Here is a 21,636-nt window from a genome sequence, read left to right as displayed (position 1 = left end):
ACAGAACATGGCTCAGGCCGCTTCGAAACCGATGACCAAGACCCAGCTCGTGGCCACCCTGGCCGAGGAAATGGGCAGCGACAAGAAGACCGCTGCCGCCGCGCTGGACGCGCTTTCGGCCGTCGTCTCGAAAACCGTCGCCGAAGGCGGCGCCCTTACCCTGCCCGGCATCGGCAAGGTCGCCTGCCGCGCACGGCCCGAACGCCAGGTGCGCAATCCCCAGACCCAGGAAATGATGACCAAGCCCGCCGACAAGGTGGTCAAGATCACCATCGCCAAGGCGCTCAAGGACAGCGTGAACGCCTGATTTCCCGGCATCCGCATCCACAAGGGGCCGCGCAGCATTGCGCGGTCCTTTTCATTTGCGCCGCGCGGCGGCTGCCGCCTTTCCCCTTGCGCCCGCGCCGCCATCTGCTAGCCCGAAGGGAAACGCAGGGGGCGGGCATGGACTTCAAGGCCATTCTGATGGGCTTCGGCTTTGCGCTGATGTGGGCCTCGGCCTTCACCACGACGCGCATCATCGTCACCGCCGCGCCCCCGCTGACCGCGCTGGTCATCCGCTTTGCCCTGTCCGCCGTGGTGGCCATCCCGCTGGCGCTGGCCATGGGGCAAAGCCTGCGGCTGAACCGGGCGGAATGGCGCACCGTCATCATCTTCGGCATCTGCCAGAACGCCCTGTACCTGGGGCTGAACTGGGTCGCGATGCAGCATGTCGAGGCGTCGGCCGCGGCCATCATCGCCTCGATGATGCCGCTGATCGTGGCCTTCCTGGGCTGGCTGCTGTACTCCGAGCGGCTGCGGCCGATCGCGGTGGCGGGGCTTGTCGCCGGCGTCCTGGGCGTCACCATCATCATGGGGGTGCGGCTGCGCCACGGGCTGGACATCCCCGGCCTGCTGCTGTGCCTGGCGGGGGTCGTCGCGCTGACCGTGGCGACGCTGGCCGCGCGGGGCGCGGGTGGCAGCCGGAACATGATGACCATCGTGGCCATGCAGATGGCCGTGGGCGCGGCGGCCCTGCTGGTCCCGGCCCTCGTCCTTGAGGCGGGCCGGCCCGTAGAGTGGAGCGCGGCGCTGCTCTGGTCCTTCCTTTATACCGTGCTGGCGCCCGGAATCGGCGCCACCTGGATCTGGTTCCTGCTGGTCAACCGGGTGGGCGCGGTGCGGGCCGCGACCTTTCACTTCCTGTCGCCGATCTTCGGCGTCGCCATTGCGGCGGCGTTGCTGGGCGAACGCTTCGGGGCATCGGACGTGATCGGCGCGGTGATTGTGGCGGCGGGCATCCTGATGGTCCAACTGGCCCGCATCCCGCAGCCGGCGGCGGTGCCGGGCGGGGCGGCGCAGCCGCGGCGCTGACGCCGCGATCCCCGGCGCCCGTGGACCCAGGCCCCGAGCCGGTGCGTTGTGCCCGGCAGCAGGCTTGATTTTCACGCAATGTTCCACATCTTCGCATGATGCGCGCCGAACCCCTTTTGTTCCCGACCGAGGCCGGTCTGTTCTGCCCCGAGGGCGGATTCCACATCGACCCGGTGAAGCCGGTCGAGCGGGCGCTGATCACCCACGGCCATTCCGATCACGCCCGCTGGGGCCATGGCGCCGTCCTGGCCACGCGCCAGACGCTGGATATCATGCGCCTGCGCATGGGCGAGGATTGCGCCGGCTCGATGCAGGAGGCGCAGGGCCCCACGCGCATAGGCGGGGTCGAGGTCGCCTTTCATCCTGCGGGCCATGTGCTCGGCTCGGCCCAGATCGCGGTGACGGGGCAGGGCCAGCGGATCGTCGTCTCGGGCGACTACACCCGCCAGCCGAACCCGACCTGCGCGCCGTTCGAGCCCGTTTCCTGCGACATCTTCGTGACCGAGGCGACCTTCGGCCTGCCGGTGTTCCGCTTTCCAGACCCGGCGACGCAGGTGGAAAAGCTGATCGCCAGCATGGCCGAGTTCCCCGACCGTCCGCATCTGGTCGGCGCCTATGCGCTGGGCAAGGCCCAGCACCTGATCGCCCTGATGCGCGAGGCGGGCTATGACGCGCCGATCGCCATCCACGGCGCGCTGAAGGTCCTGTGCGATTATTATGCCGCCCAGCGGGTGGAACTGGGCGAGCTGATCCCCGCCACGGCCGACGCGGTGCCGGCGCAACTGGTGATCGCCCCGCCCTCGGCCTTCGCGAGCCTCTGGGTGCAGCGGTTCCGCGACCCGGTGATCGGCTTTGCCTCGGGCTGGATGACGGTGCGGGCACGGGCGCGCCAGCGCGGGGTCGAACTGCCCCTGATCCTCAGCGACCATGTCGACTGGCCCATGCTGACGGGCACCCTGACCGAACTGGCCCCGGCCGAGGTCTGGGTCACCCATGGCACCGAGGACGGCGTCATCCGCTGGTGCGAGCTGGCGCAGATCCCCGCCCGCCCGCTGCGGCTGGTCGGATACGAGGACGAGGCCGAGGAATGAAGGCTTTCGCCGCCCTGCTGGAGCGCCTGGCCTTCACGCCCGCGCGGAATGCGAAATTGCAGCACCTGCAGCATTACCTGGAACGCACGCCCGACCCCGACCGGGGCTGGGCCTTGGCGGCGCTGACCGGCGATCTGGAACTGCGCCGCGTCACCCCCTCGCTGTTGCGGGGGCTTGCGGCCGAGCGCATCGACGACCAGCTTCTGGCGCTGTCCTATGACTTCGTGGGCGATCTGGCCGAGACCATCGCCCTGGTCTGGCCCGAAGGGGCCGAGGACGATCCGCCATTGTCCCAGGCGGTCGAATTGCTGCAGACCACCGGCAAGGCCGGATTGCCCGGCGCCATCGCGGCCATGCTGGACCGGCTGGGACCGTCCGAGCGGCTGGCCTTCCTGAAGCTCGCCACCGGCAACCTGCGCGTCGGCCTGTCGGCACGGATGGCGCGGATGGCGCTGGCCGGGATGGGCAGCCCCTCGGTCGCGGATCTCGAGGAGATCTGGCACGGGCTCGCGCCGCCCTATGGCCCGCTGTTTTCCTGGATCGGCGGTGGCGCGCGGCCCGAAAGTGCGGCGCTGGCACCGTTCCGGCCGGTGATGCTGTCGACGCCGACCGACCTTGACGAATTGCGCGCGCTGGACCCGGCCGATCATGTCGCCGAATGGAAATGGGACGGCATCCGCGTGCAGGCGGTCAGCGAAGGCGGCGTCCGGCGGCTTTATTCCCGCACCGGCGAGGATATCTCGCATGCCTTTCCCGACGTGGTCGAGGCGATGGCGTTCGAGGGCGCGGCCGATGGCGAACTGCTGGTGCGCCGCGACGGGCAGGTGGCGCCCTTTGGCGATCTGCAAAAGCGGCTGAATCGCAAGGCAGTGGGCCGGGCGCTGCTGGCGAGCCATCCGGCGGGCCTGCGGCTTTACGACCTGCTGGTCTGGCAGGGCCGCGACCTGCGCGGCCTGCCGCTGGCCGAGCGGCGGGCAGTGCTGGAAAGCCTGGATTTTGGCGAGCGCATCGACATCTCGCCCTGCCTGGCGTTCGCGACCTGGGACGATCTGGCGGCGCTGCGCGCCGATCCGCCGGCGGCAGTGATCGAGGGCGTGATGATCAAGCGCCGCGACAGCACCTATGTCGCCGGGCGGCCGCGCGGGCCCTGGTTCAAATGGAAGCGCGACCCGATGGTCGTCGATGCCGTGCTGCTTTACGCGCAGCGCGGGCATGGCAAGCGATCGGGCTTTCATTCGGACTTTACCTTCGGCCTGTGGGCGGGCGACGAACTGGTGCCCGTCGGCAAGGCCTATTTCGGCTTTACCGACGCCGAACTGCGCGAACTGGATCGGTTCGTACGCGCCAACACGACCGAGCGCTTCGGTCCGGTCCGGGCGCTGGCGCCCAAGTTGGTGGTCGAGGTGGCGTTCGAGGGGCTGAACCGATCGACCCGCCACCGTTCTGGTGTTGCCATGCGCTTTCCCCGTATCAGCCGCATCCGCTGGGACAAGCCCGCCGCCGAGGCCGACCGGCTGCACACGCTCGAGGCGATGCTGTGATCCTGCCGCCGTTATTTCACGACTGGTTCGCCCGGCAGGGCTGGCAGCCCCATCCGCATCAGCTGGCGTTGCTGGCGGCGCAAGGCGACAGCCTGCTGATCGCGCCGACCGGCGGCGGCAAGACGCTGGCGGGGTTCCTGCCCTCGCTGGTGGAGCTTGCGCAGGCGGCGGGGCCGGATGGGTATTTGGAAAACGGTGAAAGCGGCAGGGGCGGGCTGCATTCGCTTTACGTCTCGCCCTTGAAGGCACTGACGGCGGATATCCGGCGCAATCTGGCGCGTCCGGTGGCCGAACTGGGGCTGGCGATCCGCGTCGAGGACCGCACCGGCGACACTGGCCAGACCCAGCGCCGCCGCCAGCGCGTGGACCCGCCGCATGTGCTGCTGACCACGCCCGAAAGCCTGGCCCTGATGCTGAGCTATCCCGAGGCGCCGGCGATCTTTGGCGGCCTGCGCCGGGTGGTGCTGGACGAATTGCACGCCCTGGCCGAAAGCAAGCGCGGCGACCAGCTGATGCTGGGGCTGGCGCGGCTGCGGCGGCTGTCGCCCGCGCTGCGGGTGACGGGCCTGTCGGCCACGGTCGAGGATCCGCAGGCGCTGGCGGGCTTCATGGCGGGCGCGCGTCCCGTCGAGATCGTCGAGGCCGATCCCGGCCCCGACCCCGACATCGCCATGCTGGCGACCGCCCGGCCCGCGCCGTGGGCCGGCAGCGGCGGGCGCTATGCCATCCCCGAGGTGCTCGAGGCGGTCAAGGCGGCGCGCACCACCATCATCTTCATCAACACCCGCGCCCAGGCCGAGGTGTTCTTTCAGGCGCTTTGGGCCGCGAACGAGGAGAACCTGCCCATCGGGCTGCATCACGGCAGCCTGGCGCGCGAACAGCGCGCCCGGGTCGAGGCGGCGATGGCGGCGGGCGCATTGCGGGCCGTGGTGGCGACCGGCAGCCTGGATCTGGGCATCGACTGGGGCGCGGTCGACCTGGTGATCCAGATTGGCGCGCCCAAGAACGTCAAGCGCCTGGTGCAGCGCATCGGCCGGGCGAACCACCGCTACAACGCGCCCTCCAGGGCGCGGATCGTCCCGGCCAACCGCTTCGAGCAGATCGAATGCATCGCCGCGCTGGAGGCGGTGCGCGCGCGCGCGCTGGACGGCGATCCCCGCGGGCCGGGGCCGCTGGACGTGCTCTGCCAGCATATCCTGCTGAGCGCCTGCGCGGGGCCCTTCGAGGCCGATGCCCTTTATGCCGAGGTGGTGACCGCCGGTCCTTATCGCGGCCTCAGCCGGGCCGACTTCGACGCCTGCCTGGATTTCGCGGCGACCGGCGGCTATGCGCTGCGCGCCTATGACCGCTGGCAGCGGCTGATGCTGAAGGGCGGGCTGTGGCATCTGCGCGATCCGCGGGCGACGAAGCTGTTGCGCATGAACGTCGGCACCATCGTCGAGGCCGAGATGCTGAAGGTCCGGCTGCGCGGCCGGGGCGGCGCGCCCTTGGGCGAGGTCGAGGAGTCCTTCGCCTCGAGCCTTGTTCCCGGCGACAGCTTCCTGATCGGCGGCAGCGTCGTGCGCATGGACGCGCTGCGCGAGATGGTGGTCGAGGTGACGCCCGATCCCCGGCGCGAGCCCAAGATCGCCGTCTATTCCGGGCTGAAGCCCGCCATGTCCACCCAGCTTGCCCATCGCGTCCTGGCGCTGATCGGCGATCCGGCCCGCCATGCGGTCCTGCCGCCCGACACCCGCGACTGGCTGGCCTTGCAGGCCCGCTTCAGCCGCTTGCCGCGCCCGGGCCTGCTGCTGTCGGAAAGCTTTCCCCATGCGGGCCGCAACTATTTCGCGCTTTACGGTTTTGCGGGCCGTCATGCGCTGCAGACGCTGGGCCTGCTGGTCACCCGCGAGATGGAGGAAGAGGGGCTGGGCCCCCTGGGGTTCCTGTCCACCGATTACGCCCTGCTGGCCTGGTCGCTGGACCCGGTGCTGGACCCGGACCCGCTGCTGGACGTCAGCCGGTTGCGGGCGGGCCTGGGCGACTGGCTGGGCGAGAACGCGGTGATGAAGCGGACGTTTCGCAATGTCGCCACCGTGGCCGGGCTGATCCAGCGCAACACCCCCGGCCTGCGCAAGAGCGGGCGGCAGGCGACCTTTTCCAGCGACATCCTTTACGATACGCTGCGCCGCTATGATCCCGGCCACCTGATGCTGCGCGTGACGGCGGAGGAGGCGGGCCGGGGCCTGGTGGATTTCGGCCGGGTCGAGGAGATGCTGGCCCGCTCGCCCCTGCGCGAACATCGGGTGCTGGACCGCGTCTCGCCCTTGGCCGCGCCGATGATGCTGGAACGCGGTCGTGTGCCGATCCGGGGCGAGGGGCGCGAGCGGCTGGCGCGGATCGAGGCCGAGGCGCTGATGCGTGAGGCCGGGCTGGAGGCCCTGACGTGAGCGGATATGGGTTCGAGTATCACGGCCTGCGGCTGGTGGCCCGCGGCTCGGGCGCACTCTGGTGGCCCGAGGGGCGCTGGCTGGTCATCGCCGACCTGCATCTGGGCAAGTCCGAGCGCATGGCCCGGCGCGGCGGGCCGCTGCTGCCCCCCTATGAAGGGCGCGCCACGCTGGAGCGGCTGGCGGCCGAGGTGGTGGCGCTTGAGCCCGCCGCGATCGTGAGCCTGGGCGACGGGTTCGACGACATGGCGGCGGCGGGCGCGCTGGACGAGGCGATCGCCAGGGGGCTTGCGGACCTGGCACGGGGCCGGGACTGGATCTGGGTGCTGGGCAACCACGATCCCGAGGCGCCGGCCGGCCTGCCGGGGCAGGCGCAGGAGGCGCTGCGTCTCGGCCGCGTCGCCTTGCGCCACGAACCGGGGCCGGGCCCCGATATCTGCGGCCATTATCACCCGGCGGTCCGCCTGGCAGGCGAACGGCGGCGGGCCTTTCTACTGGGGGCGGATCATCTGATCCTGCCGGCCTTCGGGGCCTATACCGGCGGGCTGGCCTGCGACGATCCGGCCTTGACCGCGCTGGTCCCGCGCGGGCTGGCCATTGCCTGCGGTCCCCGGCCCATCGTCCTGCCGGTGGGACTGTCCCCCCTGCGCCGCTGAGCGGCAAAGAAAAAGGGCCGCGCAAGGCGGCCCTTTGCTGTTCATGACGCGCTGGGATCAGAACCGGAAGTTCACGCCCACCTTGACGTTGTTGTATTTCGCGGTCGCCTCGGTGGTCAGGTCGCCGACCGAGATGCCTTCCTTGCCGAAGCTGGCATATTCATATTCGCCGGTGACCGACCACTTGTCGTTCAGCTGTTTTTCGACGCCCAGACCGACCACATAGCCGGTGTGCTTGTAGCCTTCCTCGACACCGTTGACTTCATAGTCCACATCGGCGCGGGCAACACCGGCGATACCATAGATCAGGGTATCGGGACGCACGGCGTAGCCGGTCTTGAGGCGCAGGGCCAGGACGCTATTGATCTCGGACTTGGCTTCATAGGCAACACCGCCGAGTTCGCCCGAGATGTCGTCCTTGATGCTGCCGCCTTCATAGGACAGTTCCGGGCCGAAAACCCAGTTGTCGCGCTGCCAGCGATAGCCCAGGCGCACGCCGGCATTGGCACCGCTCAGCTTCAGTTCGCCCACATCGCCCAGAAAATCGTCATCGGACCCATCGACGCCCGAAGCGCTGAGGCCAACGCGATCCTTGCCGCTGAAGGCATAGCCCAGGGTCAGACCGGCATAGCCGCCCTGCCACGAACCGACCGGCGTTTCGATGACGACCGGCGCCGGAGCGGTTTCGACAACCGGGGGAACATAGCCACCGGCATGCGCTGCCGCCGTTCCAAGGATCAGGGTCGAGGCCGCAAGGGCAACGGATTTCATCGTCATCTTGTCATCTCCTGGGTCGCGTGCGCCTGCGAATCGTATGGCCGGCGCGCATATGTGCTGGGCTTCTTTTCATACGGAGGTAGTCCCGCCTCCGCCCGGGTGCAACAAGGCACGAACCTGAGATCGAAGCCAAGATCCGAGGCGCGTCCAAACTGCAACATTCTCGCCCTGGTTGCATAACAAAACCGCGACTGAAACGTGAGATTTGAACGAACCGGTTCAGATGTCCAGGTTTTCGACACTCAGCGCATTTTGTTGAATAAAATCCCGGCGCGGTTCGACGACATCGCCCATGAGCTTGGTGAAAATATCGTCAGCCTCGCTCAGATCCTCGATTCGCACTTGCAACATCGTGCGCGCCGCGGGGTCGAGCGTGGTTTCCCACAGCTGTTCGGGATTCATTTCGCCCAGACCCTTGTAGCGTTGCAGCGACAGGCCCTTTTCGCCTTCCAGGAAGATGGCCTGCAGCAGACTCAGCGGGCCATGGATCGGGATGTCGCGATCCTTGCGGATCAGATGCGCGGTCTGGCCATAGATTTCGGTCAGGCCTTCGGTCATGGCGCCCAGCCGGCGGCTTTCCCCGCTGCGCAGCATCGGCCCGTCCAGGGTGCGGCTTTCCTCGACCCCGCGCAGCAGGCGGGTCAGGCGGATGCCGGCGTCCTGGGTCGGGCGGCCAGACCAGCCGCGTTCGTATTCCTCGGCGATCATGTCCAGCCGCGCGGCGATGGCATTGGCAACCCCCTGCGCATCGGCATCGACCCGGCCCGGGACCAGCGCGCCGGCGATGGCGGCCTGCTCGGTGATATGGGCGGGGTAGTGCGTCGGATAGGCGCGCAGGATGCGCCGTGCGGTCCGCGCCTCGTCGACCACGCGCGCCAGGTCCGCGCCGGCGATGGTGTCGCCGTTGCCCAGCCGCAGCGTGGCGCCGTCGATACCCTGCTCGATCAGGTAATCCTCAAGCGCCGCCTCGTCCTTCAGATAGACCTCGGACCGCCCGCGCGAGACTTTGTAAAGCGGCGGCTGCGCGATATAAAGATGCCCGGCCTCGATCAGCTCCGGCATCTGCCGGAAGAAGAAGGTCAGCAGCAGGGTGCGGATATGGGCGCCGTCGACATCGGCATCGGTCATGATGACGATCTTGTGATAGCGCAGCTTGCCCAGGTTGAATTCGTCCCGCCCGATGCCGGTCCCCAGCGCGGTGATCAGCGTGCCGACCTGGTCGCTCGACAGCATGCGGTCAAAGCGCGCCCGTTCCACGTTCAGGATCTTGCCGCGCAAGGGCAGCACGGCCTGGTTCTGGCGAGAGCGGCCCTGCTTCGCGGACCCGCCGGCCGAGTCGCCCTCGACGATGAACAGCTCCGACAGCGCGGGATCCTTTTCCTGGCAATCGGCCAGCTTGCCGGGCAGGCTGGCCACGTCCATCGCGGTCTTGCGCCGGGTCAGCTCGCGCGCCTTGCGGGCGGCCTCGCGGGCCAGGGCGGCCTCGATGATCTTGCCCAGGATGGATTTCGCCTCGGCCGGGTTTTCCTCGAACCACTCGGACAGCTTCTCGACCACCAGCCCCTCGACCGCCGGGCGCACCTCGCTGGACACCAGCTTGTCCTTGGTCTGGCTGGAGAATTTGGGATCGGGCACCTTGACCGACAGCACGCAGGTCAATCCCTCGCGCGCGTCGTCGCCGGTGAAATCGACCTTCTCGCGCTTTGCCGCGCCGCTGGTCTGGGCATAGGTGTTGATGACCCGCGTCAGCGCGCCCCGGAAGCCCGCCAGATGGGTGCCCCCGTCGCGCTGCGGGATGTTGTTGGTAAAGGGCAGCACGGTTTCGTGGTAGCTGTCGTTCCACCACATCGCCACCTCGACGCCGATGCCGTTGCGCTCGCCGGTGATGAAGATCGGGTCGGCCATGACCGGCGTCTTGGAGCGGTCGATGAACTTCACGAACTCGCGCACGCCGCCTTCGTAGAACAGCTCGGTCCGCAGCGGCTCGGCGGGGCGCTCGTCCTCCAGGATGATGCGCACGCCCGAGTTCAGGAAGGCCAGTTCGCGCAGCCGGTTCTCCAGCGTCTTGAACACGAAGTCGCGGTTGGAAAACGTCCCGTCGGCCCTGTCTTCCTTCGAGGAGGCCAGGAAGCGCACCTCGGTCCCCTTGTCGCCGGGCGCAGCATCGCCGACCACGCGCAGATGCTCGACCGTGTCGCCATGCTCGAAGCGGGCGAAATGCTCCTTGCCGTCGCGCCAGATCCGCAGTTCCAGCCAGTCCGACAGTGCGTTGACCACGGAAACCCCGACCCCGTGCAACCCGCCCGAGACCTTGTAACTGTTCTGGTCGAATTTGCCGCCGGCATGCAACTGGGTCATGATGACCTCGGCTGCCGAGACGCCCTCGGTCGGGTGCATCCCCACCGGAATGCCGCGGCCGTTGTCGCGCACGGAAACGCTGCTGTCGGCGTGGATCTTGACGCGCACGAAATCGGCATGACCGGCCAGCGCCTCGTCGATGCCGTTGTCCACGACCTCATAGACCATGTGATGAAGGCCCGAGCCGTCGTCGGTATCGCCGATATACATGCCGGGACGCTTGCGCACGGCTTCCAGGCCCTTGAGAACCTTGATGGAATCGGCGCCGTATTCGGAGGGCTGGGGGGCGGGTTCGTTCATGGTCTTCTTATCCTGCCTTGGGCTTGCATCTTATAGGGGCAAAGCCGGGGAATGTCACGGGAAAGCCACAGGATTTGGTATCTGCCAGTCTTGTCATCCGGGACAGGACGCCCAGCTTCCTTGTTGTCCAAATACCCGTGGCGACGGTTCCCACAAGCGCCCCCGTCGGTGCCTTCGCGGTTTCGCAAGTACTCATGCAGCAGCGGCGGCGGCGCGGTGGCATGTGGGTATTTGGGCAACAAGGAAACGACAGTCAGTCTAGGCCATCCTGATCCAGCAGGGTGCGGCCGTCGCGGCTTTCGATCTCGATCACCCACAGGTCGGGGTCGCGGGCCACGTCGCGGGCGATGCGGGCGTCGACCTCGGGCTCGGGGCCTTCGGACAGGCGCTGCCAGGGCCGTCGGTCCGTCTCGAAGTCCCATTCCCGGCCCCACAGGCTGGCCTGTCCGTCCAGGGTGGTGCATTTGACCATGACGCTGCCTGCGGTGTCGTCGCCGTGCCGGGTGACATAGGCCGGGATGCCCGCCAGCCCCAGCCGCCGCAGATAGGCCGCGACCCAGATGCCCGCGGCCAGCCGGGCTTCAGCCATCCCTGGCCTCAGGCATCGCCGTCGCGGAAATCAAGGCCCATCTCGTCATAGCGCTCGGCCTCGTCCAGCCAGTTCTCGCGCACCTTGACCTGCAGGAACAGGTGCACGGGCCGGCCCATGAACTCCATCAGTTCAGCGCGGGCGGCCTGGCCCACGGCCTTGATGGTCTCGCCGCCCTTGCCCAGCACGATGCCCTTGTGGCCGGGGCGCGCGACATAGACGATCTGGTCGACGCGGGCCGAGCCGTCCTTCTTTTCCTCCCAGCGCTCGGTCTCGACCGTCAACTGGTAGGGGATCTCCTCGTGCAGGCGCAGCGTCAGCTTTTCGCGGGTGATCTCGGCGGCGATCATGCGCATGGGCAGGTCGGCCACCTGGTCCTCGGGGTAAAGCCAGGGACCCTCGGGCACCTCTGCGGCCAGCCAGTCCATCAGGTCGCCGCAGCCATAGCCCTTCTCGGCCGAGATCATGAAGGTCCTGGCAAAGCCGAAGGTCTGGTTGACCTCGGCCGACAGCGCCAGCAGCGCCTCGGCCTTGACGCGGTCGATCTTGTTGATGACCAGCGCGACAGGGGTCTTCCCGGCATGCTCGCGCAGCTGGTCGATGATCGCCCGGGCGCCGTCGGTCAGGCCGCGATGCGCCTCGATCAGCAAAAGGATCACGTCGGCGTCGGCGGCGCCGCCCCAGGCCGCCTTGACCATGCTGCGGTCCAGCCGGCGGCGCGGGCGAAAGATGCCGGGCGTATCCACGAACACCACCTGCGAGCCCTCGTGCATGGCGATGCCGCGGATGCGGGCGCGGGTGGTCTGCACCTTGTGCGTCACGATCGAGACCTTAGCCCCGACCATCTGGTTCAGCAGGGTGGATTTCCCGGCATTCGGCTCGCCGATCAGGGCGACGAAGCCCGCGCGCGTTTCGGTCATGTGGTTCCTTCGATCTGCTCGATCATGGCCGCGGCGGCGGCCTGCTCGATGCTGCGTTTCGTTCCCTTGCCGCTAGCCGTGGCCTCGCGCCCGTCGTCCAGCCGCACGACGATCTCGAACTCGGGGGCGTGATCGGGCCCCGAGCGGGCGGCCTGGACATATCGCGGCGGGCCCATGCCCTGAGCCTGCGCCCATTCCTGCAGCGCCGTCTTGGCATCGCGGGCGTCGTCGTCGACGTTCTCCAGCCGGTCCGCCCAAAGCCGCAGCACCACCCGCCGCGCCGCCTCGAAGCCCGCGTCCAGATAGACGGCGGCGATCACCGCCTCCATCGCGTCGGCCAGCAGCGCCTCCTTGCGCCGGCCGCCCGACATCATCTCGGACCGGCCCAGTTTCAGCACCTCGCCCAGGCCGATCTGGCGGGCGACGGCGGCGCAGGTCTCGCCCTTGACCAAGGCGTTGTAGCGGGGCGCAAGCTGGCCCTCGGTCGCAGCCCGGTCGGCCGAGAACAGCGCCTCGGCCATGGTCAGCCCCAGCACGCGGTCGCCCAGGAATTCCAGCCGCTGGTTGTCGGGCCGCGTCGCGGTCGAGATCGAGCCGTGGGTCAGCGCGCGCACCAGCAGTTCGGGCCGGGCGAATTCATGACCCAGCCTTTCGGTAAAGGTGCGCAATTCGGCGGATATCTTCATCGTTCAATTCTGCCACGGGCCGGGGGAGCGGCGCAATCTTGTCAGTTCACGGCCTTGAAGAAGCGGTCGCCCCGCCAGGTCCAGAAATACAGCAGCGACTTGCCGGCCGAGGAGAACATGATCCGGTCGGCGCGGCCGATCAGGTATTCGGCCGGCACCATGCCGACGCCCCCGGCCGAGGCCGGCCAGCGCGAGTCGCCCGAATTGTCGCGGTTGTCGCCCAGGAAGAAATACTGCCCCTCGGGGACGACGAATTCCGGCGTGTTGTCGCCGGGTCCGTTGTCGGTCAGGTTCAGCACGTCGTGGCTGACGCCGTTCGGCAGCGTCTCGGTCAGGCGCTCGGCCACGCAAAGCCCGTCCTGGGCCGGGCGGATCTGCGCGGGGCAGGGCTGGCTGCCCTGCGGGCCCTGGGGGCGCTGTTCCTCGGTGAACTCGCCCGCCGGGACCTGGGGCGCGGCCGCGCCGTTGATGTAGAGGACGCCGTCCCTCATCTGGATGCGGTCGCCGGGCAGGCCGATCAGGCGCTTGATGAAATCGTCGCCCCGGGTCGGGTGGCGGAACACCACCACGTCGCCGCGCTCGGGCTCGGAGGCCAGGATGCGGCCGGTGATCGGGCACAGGCCGAACGGGCAGGATACCGCGGAATAGCCGTAGGCCATCTTGTTGACGAACAGGAAATCGCCGATCAGCAGCGTGTCCTTCATCGACCCCGAGGGGATCCAGAACGGCTGGAAGAACAGCGTGCGAAAGACACCCGCGATCAGCAGGGCCCAGAAGATGGTCTTGACGGTTTCCCAGATGCCCCCATCCTTGCGGGCGTCGCTTTTGGCCATGGCCGTTCCTTCCTGCGAAAGTCGCGCGTTCATGGGACGCGCGGCCCGTCAAAGTCAAGCCGTCGCGCTGATGCTCACGGCGTCGGGAATGGCCTCGATGACCACGAAGGCCTGCGCCCAGGGGTGATCGTCGGTCAGCGTGACGTGGACGCGGGCGACATGGCCCGGGGGCGTCATCGCGGCCAGCCGTTCCGCCGCCCAGCCGGTCAGCTGCATCGTCGGCTGGCCCCCGGGCAGGTTCGCCACCGCCATGTCGCGCCAGGCGATGCCCATGGCGAGCCCGGTGCCCAGCGCCTTGGAGCAGGCCTCCTTGGCGGCCCAGCGCTTGGCCAAGGTCGGCGCCTCCAGATGGCGGCGCGTCGCCAGCGCCAGTTCGCGCTCGGTAAAGACGCGGTGGCGAAAGCGGTCGCCGTGGCGCGCCAGCACGCCCGCGATGCGGTCGATGTTGGCAAGGTCGGTGCCGATGCCCAGGATCATCGCCGGGTCGCGCCGCCGCATGGGTCTTTGGAAAACAGAGACATCACGGGCGCACCGCGTCCATGCAGCGCCGCATTTCGCGGATTGCCGGGCCGAGGCCCAGAAAGACCGATTCCGCGATCAGGAAATGGCCGATGTTCAGTTCGCGCAGTTCGGGGATGGCGGCGATGGGGCCGACGGTGTCGAAGGTCAGGCCATGGCCGGCGTGGACCTCGAGCCCCAGCAGATGGGCCTGGGCCGCGCCCTGGCGCAGCGCCGCCAGCTCGGCGTCGCGTTCGGGCAGCCGGCCTTCGGTGTCGAGATCGCAATAGGCGCCGGTATGCAGCTCGACCACGGCGGCCCCGATGCGGGCCGCGGCTTCGATCTGGCGGGGCTCATGGCCGATGAACAGCGACACCCGGCAGCCCGCCTCGCGCAGCGGGGCGATGAAGTCGGACAGCATGGATTCGTTGCCCGCCACGTCGAGGCCGCCTTCGGTCGTGCGCTCCTCGCGCTTTTCGGGGACGATGCAGACGGCGTGGGGACGGTGGCGCAGCGCGATGGCCTGCATTTCCGCCGTCGCCGCCATTTCCAGGTTCAGGGGCAGGCGCAGGCTGTCCATCAGCCGGTCGATGTCGGCGTCCGAGATATGGCGCCGATCCTCGCGCAGGTGGGCGGTGATGCCGTCGGCGCCCGCCTCCTCGGCCAGCTTCGCGGCGCGGACCGGGTCCGGCCAGGGCGTGCCGCGCGCGTTGCGGATGGTGGCGACATGGTCGATGTTCACGCCGAGGCGCAGCATGGTTTCCCCCTTGTGGTCCTGCCGCAGGTCTAGACCGTTGCGGGCACGGGTGCGAGTCCCGATGCGGCGACCCACCAGTCCGGGCGCGCGGCGGCGATCCGGTCGCGGGCCGCGCGCGCGGCCGCCCCGTCGGGAAAGATCCCGAAGCAGGTCGCGCCCGATCCCGACATGCGCGTAAGCAGGGCGCCCGCGTCGCCAAGCGCGGCCAGGCAATCGGCAATCCGGGGCATCAGCGCGATGGCGGGTGCCTGCAGGTCGTTCCGGCAGGTGGCGAGGAAATCGACCAGCGCCGCGCTGTCGGGAAACTCCGGCAGCGCGGCGGGCATGGGCGGGTTGTCGCGGCGTTCCAGGCGCTGGAACACCGCCGGCGTGGCCAGCCCCGCGCGAGGATTGACCAGCACCAGGTGCAGGGGCGGCAGCGGGGGCAGGGGGGAAAGCTTCTCTCCGACGCCCTGCATGCGGCAGGGCACCCCGGCCAGGCAGACCGGAACGTCGGCGCCCAGGACCTCGGGTCGCGGCACCCGCGTGCCGAGCGCCCGCAGCACCGCCGCCGCGTCGGCCGAGCCGCCGCCGATTCCCGAGGCGACGGGCAGGTTCTTTTCCAGCATGATCGCCACCTCGTGCCCGGCCAGCCGCGCCGCGCGCAGGCACAGGTTGTCGGGGTCGTCGAGCCCATGGGCAAAGGGGCCGGTGACGGTCAGCGAGAGGGGGCCCGGCGCCAGCGTCACCACATCGCCCAGGTCCAGGAACACCACCAGCGAATCCAGCAGGTGATAGCCGTCCGCCCGCCGGCCGGTGACATGCAGGGTCAGGTTCAGCTTGGCGGGGGCCTTTTCGCGGCGCATCATTCCTGTTGCTGCGCGGCCTCCGAGGGGACGGGGTCGGGCGCGGGCAGCTTGCCGCCATGGGCCTTTTCCTCGGCCAGGACGGCGTCGAGGCCCCGGTCCAGCTTGGCGCGGATGCGGTGCGCCTCGGCCTCGGTCTCGGGCTCCAGGCTCAGCGCGCGGTGCCACTGGATCTCGGCCTCGCGCTTGCGGCCGACCATCCAGTAGATGTCGCCCATGTGGTCGTTGACCAGCGAATCGTCCGACATGGCGGCGACCGCTTTTTCCATCGGGGCCACGGCCTCGGCATAGCGGCCCATGCGGTAATAGGCCCAGGCCAGCGAATCCAGGATATAGCCGTCGTCCGGCCGCAGATCGACCGCGCGCTGGATCAGGGTCAGCGCCTCGTCCAGCTTTTCGCCCCGGTCGACCAGGCTGTAGCCCAGATAGTTCAGCACCTGCGCGCTGTCGGGGCGCAGCTTCAGCGCTTCGCGGAAATCGGCTTCGGCCTTGTCGAACTGGCCGGCGCGTTCCAGCGCGATGCCGCGCGCGTAAAGCGGGAACCAGCGCGCCTCGCCGGCGTCCGGGCCGACCAGCGACAGCGCCTTGTCATAGGCCGGGATCGCCTGGGCGAACTTGTCCTGCTGGCGCAAAAGGTCGCCAAGCGCGATCCAGCCCTGCGCCAGTTCGGGATGGGCGGCGGTCAGCCCCAGCGCGGCCTTTTCCGCATCGGCCAGACGCTCGGCCCGGGCCAGGGCGTCGATCCGCGCCAGTTCCGCGATGGGGCGCATGTCGCCCAGGTCGCGCAGCGCCTCGAATTCCTGCTCGGCCAGATCGAACTGGCCGAAGCCCTGCAGAAGCTGGGCCGACAGAAGATGCGCCTCGCCCAGGTCGGGCGACAGATAGGCGGCCAGCCGCGCGTGGATCAGCGCCAGCGGGTCGGGCTCCTCGTTCGTGGCCAGCACGCTGGCGAAGGTCAGGAACACCTGGGCGATGCCGTCGGCCGGGCTGCGGATCGAATCGAAGGGCAGGGTCTGGCCCTGCGCCAGCCGGTCGCGCAGCGCCACGAGCTGCGGCTCCTCGGCAAAGCCGGGGGTGCCTTCCAGCAGGGCGACGGCATCCCGGTTGCGTTCCAGCTGCGACAGGATCTGGGCCCGGGCGACCACGCCCAGGATATGGGCGCCGGTCTGGGGATCGGACAGCAGCGCCTCGGCGCCTTCGTAGTCGCCGACCTTGGCCTTGGCCAGGGCCAGGTGATAGTTGACCATGGGCCGGGCGCCGCGCACCTTGCCCAGTTCTTCGAAGGCAGAGAGCGACTGCCGCGCGTTGCCGGCCCCAAGCAGCGCCCAGGCCCGGATCATCTTGTCCAGCAGGACCGCGCCGCCCGGCGTCGCCTCGGCCATGCCGTCGTCGGGCGCGGGGGGCGGGGCGCGGTCAATGGCGTTGACGAGATCCTGCCAGCGTTCGGTGCGCGCCAGCTTGGTCCGCTGCATCAGCCCGGCCAGTTCGGTCGCGCGGCCCTGGTCGGCCATGGTCACGGCAAGCGCCGCGGCGCGCTCCATCTCTCCGGCGGAAATCAGCGCGACCAGGGCGCTGTCCTGCAGGAAGGGATCGGTGTCGTCCTGCGCCAAGGCCTGCAGGTAATAGTTCGCGGCGCTGCGATAGTCGTTGGCGATGGCTGCCTGCCGCGCCGCCAGATAGGGACCGGAAAGGCCCCGCACCTCGGGCGTGGGCGGCGTCGGGGCGGTCGTGGCGCGGGCCGGGCGGGGCAAGGGCGCCTCTTGCGCCAGGACCGGGGCGGCTGGCGCCGCCGTCGGCATCAGCGGCGCGGCGGTCAGCGCGATCAGCGCCAGGGGGATCAGTCTTTTCGTCACGGCAACGGCCCACATTCCGGCAATTTGCGTGAACCTAGCCCCGATGGCGGGGCAGGGCAACGCCGCCGGTCGGCATGCCCCGCGCCTTGCGATCACATATTCGGGTAGTTCGGCCCGTCTCCGCCTTGAGGCGTGGTCCAGACGATGTTCTGGCTGGGGTCCTTGATGTCGCAGGTCTTGCAATGCACGCAGTTCTGAAAGTTGATCTGGAAGCGCGGGCCCTCGGGTCCCTCCAGCACCTCATAGACCCCGGCCGGGCAATAGCGCTGCGCCGGCTCGGCATAAAGCGGCAGGTTCACCGCGATGGGGATCGAGGGGTCCTTCAGCTTCAGGTGGCAGGGCTGGCTTTCCTCGTGGTTGGTAAAGGAGAACGCCACGTTGGTCAGCCGGTCGAAGCTGAGCTTGCCGTCGGGCTTGGGGTAGTCGATGGGCTTGAAATCGGCGGCCTTGCCGGTGGCCTGCGCGTCGGTCTTGCCGTGCTTCCAGGTCCCCATCGGGTTCCAGCCGGTCAGGCCCGCCACCCACATGTCAAAACCCCCCAGCGCCAGGCTTGCCGACAGGCCAAGCCGCGACCAGAGCGGCTTGACGTTGCGCACGGGCTTGAGGTCCTTGGCGATGGCGCCGCTGCGGACCTCGGCTTCGTAATCGGTCAGCTCGTCGCCCATCCGCCCCGCGGCGATGGCCGCCGCCGCCGCCTCGGCCGCGGCGATGCCCGAGAGCATGGCGTTGTGGTTGCCCTTGATGCGCGGCACGTTGACCATGCCGGCCGAGCAGCCCAAAAGCGCCGCCCCCGGAACGGTCAGCTTGGGGATCGACTGCCAGCCGCCTTCGGAAATCGCCCTCGCGCCATAGGCCACGCGCTTGCCGCCCTCCAGAAGATCCGCCACCAGCGGATGGTGCTTGAAGCGCTGGAACTCCATGTAGGGGTAAAGATAGGGGTTTTCATAGTTCAGGTGAACGACGAAACCGACCAGCACCTGGTTGCCCTCGAGGTGATAGATGAAGCTGCCGCCGCCGGCGTTCTTGCCTAGGGGCCAGCCCATGGTGTGGGTGACGGTGCCGGGGCGGGCCTTCTCGGGGTCGATCTCCCAGATCTCCTTCATGCCGATGCCGTATTTCTGCGGTTCGTGCCCGGCCGAGAGGTCGTATTTGCCGATCAGCTCCTTGGCGAGGCTGCCGCGCACGCCCTCGGCGATCAGGACGTATTTGCCGCGCAGCTCCATGCCGGGCTCATAGGCCGGGCCGGGGGTGCCGTCGGCCTCGAGCCCCATCTCGCCGGCGACGACGCCCACGACCCGCTCGCCCTCGTAGACCAGCTGCGAGCAGGCCATGCCGGGGAAGATCTCCACCTCCAGCGCTTCGGCCTGTTCGGCGAGCCAGCGGCAGACGTTGCCCATGCTGACGATATACTTGCCGTGGTTCGACATCAGCCGCGGCATCGGCCAGTTCGGCACCCGCACCTGGCCCTGTTCGCCCAGGATGAAGAAATTGTCGGTCGTGACCTCGGTGGTGACGGGGGCGCCCTTGGCCTTCCAGTCGGGGATCAGCCGGTCAAGGCCCACGGTGTCCAGAACCGCGCCCGACAGGATATGCGCGCCGATCTCGGAGCCCTTCTCCAAGAGCACCACAGAGAGTTCGGGGTTGATCTGCTTCAGCCGGATTGCCGCCGATAGCCCCGCCGGACCGCCCCCAACGATCACGACGTCGTAATCCATCGACTCCCGGACGATCTCCGACATGGCTTGGTCCCCCTGCTCCTAGCTCGCGTTCGGGGGCAATCCCTATCCCGGAACGCCGGGCTGGGCAATGAAAACGCGACGCTCCATGACCGGGTTGCGACGCTTTCGCGCGGGGCCGGGCAAGGCGGCGACGGCGGGTCTTGAAACGTTGGGCCAATCGCGCCACGATGCATCCGGTTTCAGCGGACGCCCCCGGCCGACGGTCGGGGGCGTCCGCACACCTTGAGGATCGCGCAGATTGGGGCTGCCCTGGGGGCGGCGGAAGGACCGGAATGGAAAAGATACCGATGACCCGTGCGGGCTACGACCAGCTGGACGAGGAATTGCGCGAACTGCGCGCGGTCGAGCGTCCCGCCGTGATCCGCGCCATCGCCGAGGCGCGCGAGCATGGCGATCTGTCCGAGAACGCCGAATACCATGCCGCCCGCGAAAAGCAGAGCTTTGTCGAGGGCCGCATCAAGGAACTCGAGATGATCATTTCGCGCGCCGAGGTGATCGACCCGTCGCGCCTGTCGGGCAGCGTCAAGTTCGGCGCCACCGTCACCCTGCTGGACGAGGACACCGAGGAAGAGCGGACCTATCAGATCGTCGGCGAATCCGAGGCCGACCTGGAACGCGGCCTGCTGAACATCCGTTCGCCCCTGGCCCGCGCCCTGATCGGCAAGGACGAGGGCGACAGCGTCGAGGTCGTCACGCCCGGCGGGGGGAAATCCTATGAGATCATCGCGATCCGCTATGTCTGAGACCCGCAGCGCAAGGATGGCCGCATGAACGGGCTGCAATCGCTGAGCCGGCTTGCCGCCGGACAGGGCCGCGACCGGCTGGTGACCCTGGGCGCCGCCGCAAGCCTCGTCTGGCTGGCGCTGGTCGCGATCCTGGCCTGGGCCGGCGGGGGCGAGGCGACGGCCGAGGCGGCCGGGCCGTCCCTTGGCGGCTGGCTGCTGCGCGCCCTGGGCGTGGTGCTGCCCCTGGCGCTGATCTGGTTCGCCGTCTGGTCCGCCCGCAGCCTGGCCGTGCTGCGCGCGGAGGCCGAGGAGCTGCGCGCGCTGCTTGGGCAGATGCGCACCTCGGAGCCGGGCGACGAGCCGCTGCCCGAGATGCGGACGCAGCCCCTGGCCCAGTCCCACTCTCAGGCCCACTCTCAGCCCCAGCCGCGCCCCGTGCCGCGCCCGGCGGCGGTTCCGCCCCGCCGCCCCGCGGCCCAGCCCCTGGCCGCCCAGGCCCCGCGCCCGGCCGAGACGCCCCCCGCGCCCGAGCTGACCGCGGCCGAGGTCTTCATGGCGCTGAACTTTCCCGACGGCCCCGACGACCACGAGGCGATTCGCTGCCTGCGCCTGGCGCTGTCGCACCCCGAGCTTGCCCGGCTGATCCGTGCCGCCCAGGACGTGGTGACGCTGCTGGCCAGCCGCGGCATCTATATGGACGACATCCAGGTGCCCGAAACCGACCCCGCGCTGTGGCGCGCCTTTGTCCAGGGCGCGCGCGGCGAGGCGGTGGCGGGGCTGGCCGTGGTCGACGATGCCCAGGCCCTGGCCGGCGCTGCCGAGATGATGCGCGCGGATGCGGTGTTTCGCGACGTGGCGCAGCATTTCATGCGCCATTTCGACCGCCTGCTGGGCCAACGCGCCGAAACCGACGGCGACACCGTCCTGGCCGTCCTTGCCGAGACGCGTTCGGGCCGGGCCTTTACCCTGCTGGGCCAGATCACCGGGGTTCTGGGCACGCCCGGGCCCGCGCCCGAGGCAGGCGGGGATCAGCCCGCCGTCTCCTGAACCGGGCGGCGCAGCACATGGGCGGGCGGGCTCCAGGGCCAGCCCAGCCGTTGGCGGGCGACGGGGCGAAAGCCCATTGCCTGCCAGGCCGCGAGGCCAGGCTTGTTTCCGGCCTCGACCTCGACCCGCAGGGCGGGATGGCCGCGCGCCCGGGCATGGGCTTCGGCGGCTGCCGCCAAGGCACGGGCCACGCCCCGCCGGCGCCACCCCGGCGCCACGGCGCAGCCCTGGATGACCAGATCCGTCGTCGCCGGGCCGCCGCGATACAGACGGGCGCACAGCGCGCGCAGCCGCCCCGCCACGGGCCCGAAGGCATCGGCATAGCCCGCGGCCCGGCCTTCCAGAAAGGCGCCGCGACCGTCCACCAGTCCCGCCATTCCGACCAGCCGCCCTGACGGCGCCAGCGCGACCAGCCCCAGGTCCGGCCGCATCAGCGCCCGCACCAGCGCCACGCCCCGCGCGGGCCGCGTGGGCAGCGGTTGCAGCAGGTGGCCGAACTGTCGCCAGTAAAGCCGCGCCGCCGCGCCCTGCAGGGCCGTCGGCACGCCCGTCAGGATGCGAAAGGCGGGCGGGGTGGGCATGATCCCTCTCTTGCGCGGGGGACGCGCTTTGTCCAATCTGGCGCCGATCCTTATGCCC

At 69.4% G+C, this 21,636-nt stretch carries 20 protein-coding genes; 8 read left to right on the top strand and 12 right to left on the bottom strand.

Annotated features, from left to right (window positions below):
* The first annotated feature begins 7 nt into the window (after positions 1–7).
* The 6 genes from BU28_RS0105015 (at position 8) to pdeM (ending at position 7,070) form a co-directional block, all read left to right on the top strand.
* Complete coding sequence (locus tag BU28_RS0105015; RefSeq protein WP_028718499.1) at positions 8–307, top strand: HU family DNA-binding protein; 300 nt, start codon at positions 8–10, stop codon at positions 305–307.
* Positions 308–444: 137 nt separating this feature from the next.
* Positions 445–1,353 (top strand): DMT family transporter, encoded by a 909-nt coding sequence (locus tag BU28_RS0105010; RefSeq protein ID WP_028718498.1) that lies wholly within the window; start codon positions 445–447, stop codon positions 1,351–1,353.
* A gap of 98 nt (positions 1,354–1,451) precedes the next feature.
* Positions 1,452–2,444, top strand: coding sequence for a ligase-associated DNA damage response exonuclease (locus tag BU28_RS0105005; RefSeq protein WP_028718497.1), 993 nt, complete (start codon positions 1,452–1,454; stop codon positions 2,442–2,444).
* The gene (locus BU28_RS0105000; protein ID WP_028718496.1) at positions 2,441–3,985 is read left to right on the top strand and encodes a cisplatin damage response ATP-dependent DNA ligase; all 1,545 of its coding nucleotides are present in this window, start codon (positions 2,441–2,443) and stop codon (positions 3,983–3,985) included. Before BU28_RS0105005 ends, BU28_RS0105000 begins: the two co-directional genes overlap by 4 nt.
* Positions 3,982–6,414 carry a ligase-associated DNA damage response DEXH box helicase gene (locus tag BU28_RS0104995; protein ID WP_028718495.1) on the top strand — a complete coding sequence of 811 codons (2,433 nt, stop codon included), beginning with the start codon at positions 3,982–3,984 and terminating at the stop codon, positions 6,412–6,414. The genes BU28_RS0105000 and BU28_RS0104995 overlap by 4 nt, the downstream gene beginning before the upstream one ends.
* Positions 6,411–7,070 carry a ligase-associated DNA damage response endonuclease PdeM gene (gene pdeM, locus BU28_RS0104990; protein WP_028718494.1) on the top strand — a complete coding sequence of 220 codons (660 nt, stop codon included), beginning with the start codon at positions 6,411–6,413 and terminating at the stop codon, positions 7,068–7,070. Before BU28_RS0104995 ends, pdeM begins: the two co-directional genes overlap by 4 nt.
* A gap of 57 nt (positions 7,071–7,127) precedes the next feature.
* Here pdeM and BU28_RS0104985 read toward each other — a convergent pair whose 3' ends face one another.
* From BU28_RS0104985 to BU28_RS0104935, 11 genes are all read right to left on the bottom strand, one after another.
* A complete protein-coding gene (locus tag BU28_RS0104985) occupies positions 7,128–7,847 on the bottom strand; it encodes an outer membrane protein (RefSeq protein ID WP_028718493.1) in 720 nt (239 codons plus the stop codon).
* Positions 7,848–8,066: 219 nt separating this feature from the next.
* Complete coding sequence (gene gyrB / locus BU28_RS0104980; protein WP_028718492.1) at positions 8,067–10,505, bottom strand: DNA topoisomerase (ATP-hydrolyzing) subunit B; 2,439 nt, start codon at positions 10,503–10,505, stop codon at positions 8,067–8,069.
* A gap of 253 nt (positions 10,506–10,758) precedes the next feature.
* On the bottom strand, positions 10,759–11,094 hold the full coding sequence (locus tag BU28_RS0104975) for a DUF1491 family protein (RefSeq protein ID WP_028718491.1): 336 nt from the start codon (positions 11,092–11,094) through the stop codon (positions 10,759–10,761).
* 8 nt (positions 11,095–11,102) lie between these two features.
* Positions 11,103–12,014 (bottom strand): GTPase Era, encoded by a 912-nt coding sequence (gene era, locus BU28_RS0104970; RefSeq protein ID WP_028718490.1) that lies wholly within the window; start codon positions 12,012–12,014, stop codon positions 11,103–11,105.
* Positions 12,011–12,700, bottom strand: coding sequence for a ribonuclease III (rnc, locus tag BU28_RS0104965; protein ID WP_028718489.1), 690 nt, complete (start codon positions 12,698–12,700; stop codon positions 12,011–12,013). Before rnc ends, era begins: the two co-directional genes overlap by 4 nt.
* Before the next feature lie 41 nt (positions 12,701–12,741).
* Complete coding sequence (lepB, locus tag BU28_RS0104960) at positions 12,742–13,533, bottom strand: signal peptidase I (protein ID WP_028718488.1); 792 nt, start codon at positions 13,531–13,533, stop codon at positions 12,742–12,744.
* 54 nt (positions 13,534–13,587) lie between these two features.
* Entirely contained in the window at positions 13,588–14,010 is a 423-nt protein-coding gene (acpS, locus tag BU28_RS0104955; RefSeq protein WP_028718487.1) for a holo-ACP synthase, read from the bottom strand.
* 43 nt (positions 14,011–14,053) lie between these two features.
* Positions 14,054–14,788 (bottom strand): pyridoxine 5'-phosphate synthase, encoded by a 735-nt coding sequence (locus tag BU28_RS0104950; protein ID WP_028718486.1) that lies wholly within the window; start codon positions 14,786–14,788, stop codon positions 14,054–14,056.
* Positions 14,789–14,817: 29 nt separating this feature from the next.
* Positions 14,818–15,636 (bottom strand): 4-(cytidine 5'-diphospho)-2-C-methyl-D-erythritol kinase, encoded by an 819-nt coding sequence (locus tag BU28_RS0104945; RefSeq protein WP_028718485.1) that lies wholly within the window; start codon positions 15,634–15,636, stop codon positions 14,818–14,820.
* Entirely contained in the window at positions 15,633–17,486 is a 1,854-nt protein-coding gene (locus tag BU28_RS0104940; RefSeq protein WP_233145068.1) for a tetratricopeptide repeat protein, read from the bottom strand. Before BU28_RS0104940 ends, BU28_RS0104945 begins: the two co-directional genes overlap by 4 nt.
* Before the next feature lie 92 nt (positions 17,487–17,578).
* Positions 17,579–19,225, bottom strand: coding sequence for an electron transfer flavoprotein-ubiquinone oxidoreductase (locus BU28_RS0104935; protein ID WP_028718483.1), 1,647 nt, complete (start codon positions 19,223–19,225; stop codon positions 17,579–17,581).
* Positions 19,226–19,497: 272 nt separating this feature from the next.
* Here BU28_RS0104935 and greA point away from each other — a divergent pair, with 272 nt between their 5' ends.
* Positions 19,498–19,968 carry a transcription elongation factor GreA gene (gene greA, locus BU28_RS0104930; RefSeq protein ID WP_028718482.1) on the top strand — a complete coding sequence of 157 codons (471 nt, stop codon included), beginning with the start codon at positions 19,498–19,500 and terminating at the stop codon, positions 19,966–19,968.
* A gap of 24 nt (positions 19,969–19,992) precedes the next feature.
* Entirely contained in the window at positions 19,993–20,997 is a 1,005-nt protein-coding gene (locus BU28_RS0104925) for a hypothetical protein (protein WP_028718481.1), read from the top strand.
* Here the strand turns inward: BU28_RS0104925 and BU28_RS0104920 are convergent.
* Entirely contained in the window at positions 20,979–21,578 is a 600-nt protein-coding gene (locus BU28_RS0104920) for a GNAT family N-acetyltransferase (protein ID WP_028718480.1), read from the bottom strand. The two genes, BU28_RS0104925 and BU28_RS0104920, sit on opposite strands and share 19 nt — an antisense overlap.
* Positions 21,579–21,636: the final 58 nt, after the last annotated feature.

The sequence above is a fragment of the Paracoccus yeei ATCC BAA-599 genome (assembly GCF_000622145.1).
Classification (GTDB): Bacteria; Pseudomonadota; Alphaproteobacteria; order Rhodobacterales; family Rhodobacteraceae; genus Paracoccus; species Paracoccus yeei.
Note: the sequence above shows the minus strand (reverse complement) of the source record. Positions and strands in the feature narration are given on the sequence as shown.